Below are 3695 nucleotides of genomic sequence, written 5' to 3' on the forward strand. Positions count from 1 at the left end.
AGTCCCGATTTAATCGAAGATAATCATAAATACGTCGAACACCATAATTGGCGTTTTCTTCGTCTTCCTGAATTAATTCATAGATTTGCGCCAAAAGATTTGCGTGCTTATCCGGTTTGCTTTTTGAACGCAGAAATTTATAGTAACCCGATTCGCTGACACCAAGCGTACGACAGAGCAGGGCAACCGGATTTCCCTCTGCGTCACGGGCCGCGCCATGGCAGGCGAGGATTTCCTTTTTTGCCTGGGGCAGTTTAATTGTCCCTGATAACCATTCCCGAGCCGCCTTCAAAGCCTGCTGTGGTCGCAGATCATCCGGGTAGTCCCGCTCCCACAATGGTAGCAGCCTCTCTTCACAATAAGTAATGGCCCAGTTTGCAAGGGTTTCTTTACTCTGGGTTTCAATTAATCTCCGCAACGATTGAATGTATGGTGCGTCCCAATCATTTAACATCTTTCTCGTTTTCGGCATGTTTATTCCCCTCTTTTTAAACAGACAGTTCTCCCATATTCTGGTCTTCACTGTTCTAATTCCGCACATCAGTAAGATGTGCATCACTCCATCGGATTTTTAAATAACTCTCCAGACTGCCATCCTGGTTTTTGCCTCAGAAAAATCAAAAAAACTATCACTTCGGGTCATGTCAGCCTATTTTATTACTGCGCGCGATCTTGGAGCAGCAAATTGTAATGCTTTATCATCGGCACATTCACCTTGAATTCTTCCGAAATCGCCAGTAGATTATCGACAAATAGCTCCTTTTCGTTCTTCTTTAACGGGTTCTCAAAATCTCTTTGAAAAGATGTTTTTGCCTCAAATGGAAATGATTTTGCCTTATCCAGCGAACGCATTATTTCCATTTCTTCAAATTCGACCCCTTTCTGAGAAGCTAATTCGACAATTTCGGTCATAATCGCTTTCACATGACTCTTTAACTGATTACTCTCATAAACTTCCCCTAATGTCTTCCCCGTTGCTGAAGTCACGGTGCCATACGCCGCAATAAACAAATATTTTGTCCAAATCTCCAAATCAGGATTTGGCAAATAATCACAGTTAATACTCAATTCTTTAAGGATCGCCGCTGTTTGAACAGCCGCCTTTGCACCCTTGATTCGATCATCTCCAAAAATAATCCGCCCATTCCCACCCTTTTGTTTAATGACCCCAGGTTCCGCTACATGGGTTCCAACATAGACACAGGCCGGCAAAACAGCCCCCTTATCAGTGTCGATTCTTATTCTTTCGGGAATATTAATGCCATTCAGCATGACAAGGGGACGTTTCGTTTGTCATGCTCGTTATTTCACGGCCCGCTCCACCATCATCTTGCCCAGTCCCAACACTCGGCTCAATTGACGGATACTGCCACCGGTTTCCTGCTGAATCTGTCGGATCAGCTGATTTCGCTTGTCTACCGACAATTCTCCCAGATTCCGGTATTCGGGGTTCTGGCTGAGCAGATCAGTCAGTCGTTCATCTGTCCATCTCGTTTTTGAGCGGTTATCCAGACATTCGTCCTGGTTTTCTTCCTCAGAAAATCGAATAAAATCTGCTTCTGTTGGAAAATAGTCTTTGATTATCCCACTATCAAGTGACGTTGCCTTTCCCTGATACGCCAGCCTGATCTGATGATAACTGCTCCACGGATATTCTTCCAAGCAGGAAGCTATTCCGGCTTTTATGGGATTGCAGTGAATGTAGCGAACCACCGTCATCAGATACAAGTCGTCCTCCACGGCTTCGCTGTTGAAACGATTCTGAAAGAGGTGCCCAGTTCGACCGTATTTGTTATTATGCAATTGCACATAGCCAACAGTCATCCGTTTGATGCTGGTCCCCAGTTCTTCGCCTTCTTTGATCAGCAGATGAACGTGGTTGTCCATCAGACAATAGGCATACAACTCAAAGCCGCCGATTTCTCTGGCTTTATTCAGCTTTTCCATAAAAATTGATCGATCCGCATCATCCAGAAAAATATTACGCCCATCCAGACCCTTCAGCATTACATGGTAAATGCCGGTTGCACTTTTAACCCGGGCTTGTCTTGCCATTTCTGATTTCACCTCCTGCTTTTTTTCAAGTATATCACAGCTTGATGGGCATGACAAACGAAACGTCCCCATGTCATTCACAGCTTGATGGGCATGACAAACGAAACGTCCCCATGTCATTCAGGTTTTAATATCTTCTAAAACCTCCTGAGGTAAAGGATGTTCATTCAAACCTCGTTTGAATGATTCTTCATCATAAGATAGTATTGTCATCCCGGTACTTTCAAATTTTTTTGCTAGTGTTGATTTACCTGCTCCCGCAGGGCCGCACATTAAAATAACTTTACTTTTCGACAAATTATCTACTGTATTTTTCATTGATATAACCTCCTATAACAAACCAAGAAAACATGACACTCTCCTTAAGCATTATTACTATTCGCTCTTTTCATGATTTCCTGTACTATTGATGTTTTAGCATTCGCATAGTGTTGGACATGCCTCCATTTATTCTTTGCCAAGCTTCGTTTGACTTGTGCATATTTGTCCCGATCAGTATCATTAGTCCGCAACCAATCACGGAAGCGTAACATTCTATCAATCTCTGATGTGCCCAAACTGAACACATGCAGATTAATATCGGTATCCGGTCCTTTAAACAAACGATGCTCAAACCAGTCAGGTTCTCGAATCTGTAGCACATATCCGGCCGCTTCCAACACTGGAACGTAGAATGACTCATCAGCAGAATCCTTAACAACCAACCGTATTCTTTTGCAACTCATCATCCGTTGTAGGCATGGAGGTATTATTAGATATCATCTTATCGCACTCCTTTGCTGCTTATTATCTAGGGTTAAACTTAACTACTATTTTTTCTTTGCGATATAAAATACATAACTGTAATAATCTACTACTAATCTAAAATAAAGCGATTATAAGCTATCCTTTTTCCTGTGTTTGTTTTAAAGTTTTCATCTATACACTTTTTTATCTTTTCCTGTTCTTTTTCTTTATCCATAACCGTTAAATTTTCAAGCAAATCAGCTTCCCATTGTATTTGAAAATCAAGTCCATCAATTTTAGATGGAGTATGATGGTTGCCTATTATAAAGCATATTCTATCAATATTTTTGTTATAGCCTACCTTTTTTAATATTTCTTTCGCTACTTCTGGTCCTTCCTTTTCTTGATAGACACCATCAATAGAACCGTATTTTTTTTGTGCTTCAACCGCACCAATATCATGTAGTATAGTAATAATACTGATGAATTCTTTTTCTTCCTCTCCGATATTTTCTCCTTTCATTATATCTTCTGCATTTTTCAAAACTTTGAGAGTATGCTCTATGCCAAAAGGAATTTCTTTGAATACTTCTTTCATCTCTATAATAATTTTTTCTTTAAACATAAATTACCTCCATTTATACCTTATAGGTGTTTTAGTTCTATCTATCCACTTTTTTGTTCGCCGATACAATCAGCATCATGGGACGGCGCATTTCATCCTGCATCCCCGGAATATCCATCATGTTTTCCGGCGGCTGCGGCTCCACAATATGATTTATTATAAAACCATTTGAAAGCAGTGTATTTAGTGTTAATTGTCAAATTATAAGTGTCAAAACAGTCTTGATTTAATCAAATTATTTCGGCTAAACCCGGCTTTTTAACTATGGTATAATGATTAATCATTATGC

6 protein-coding genes are annotated in these 3695 nt (G+C 40.4%); all 6 read right to left on the reverse strand.

Translation table 11 applies throughout. From position 1 onward, the window contains the following. Positions 1–472: putative immunity protein (locus BI182_RS14415; protein ID WP_353744779.1), on the reverse strand; the 472-nt coding region annotated here is incomplete at its 3' end. A 185-nt stretch (positions 473–657) separates the two neighbouring features. Next, the gene (locus BI182_RS14420) at positions 658–1272 is read right to left on the reverse strand and encodes a ketopantoate reductase family protein (RefSeq protein ID WP_286808899.1); all 615 of its coding nucleotides are present in this window, start codon (positions 1270–1272) and stop codon (positions 658–660) included. 30 nt (positions 1273–1302) lie between these two features. Continuing rightward, a complete protein-coding gene (locus tag BI182_RS14425; RefSeq protein WP_263992802.1) occupies positions 1303–2055 on the reverse strand; it encodes a transposase in 753 nt (250 codons plus the stop codon). A 120-nt stretch (positions 2056–2175) separates the two neighbouring features. Then, the gene (locus tag BI182_RS14430; protein ID WP_286808901.1) at positions 2176–2373 is read right to left on the reverse strand and encodes an AAA family ATPase; all 198 of its coding nucleotides are present in this window, start codon (positions 2371–2373) and stop codon (positions 2176–2178) included. A gap of 44 nt (positions 2374–2417) precedes the next feature. Next, entirely contained in the window at positions 2418–2783 is a 366-nt protein-coding gene (locus BI182_RS14435) for a GrpB family protein (protein ID WP_353744780.1), read from the reverse strand. Positions 2784–2911: 128 nt separating this feature from the next. Beyond that, on the reverse strand, positions 2912–3406 hold the full coding sequence (locus tag BI182_RS14440) for an HD domain-containing protein (protein WP_286808907.1): 495 nt from the start codon (positions 3404–3406) through the stop codon (positions 2912–2914). Between the last annotated feature and the right edge of the window lie 289 nt (positions 3407–3695).

Origin of the sequence: Acetobacterium sp. MES1 (assembly GCF_002237635.1) — a bacterium.
GTDB classification, from domain to species: Bacteria; Bacillota; Clostridia; order Eubacteriales; family Eubacteriaceae; genus Acetobacterium; species Acetobacterium wieringae.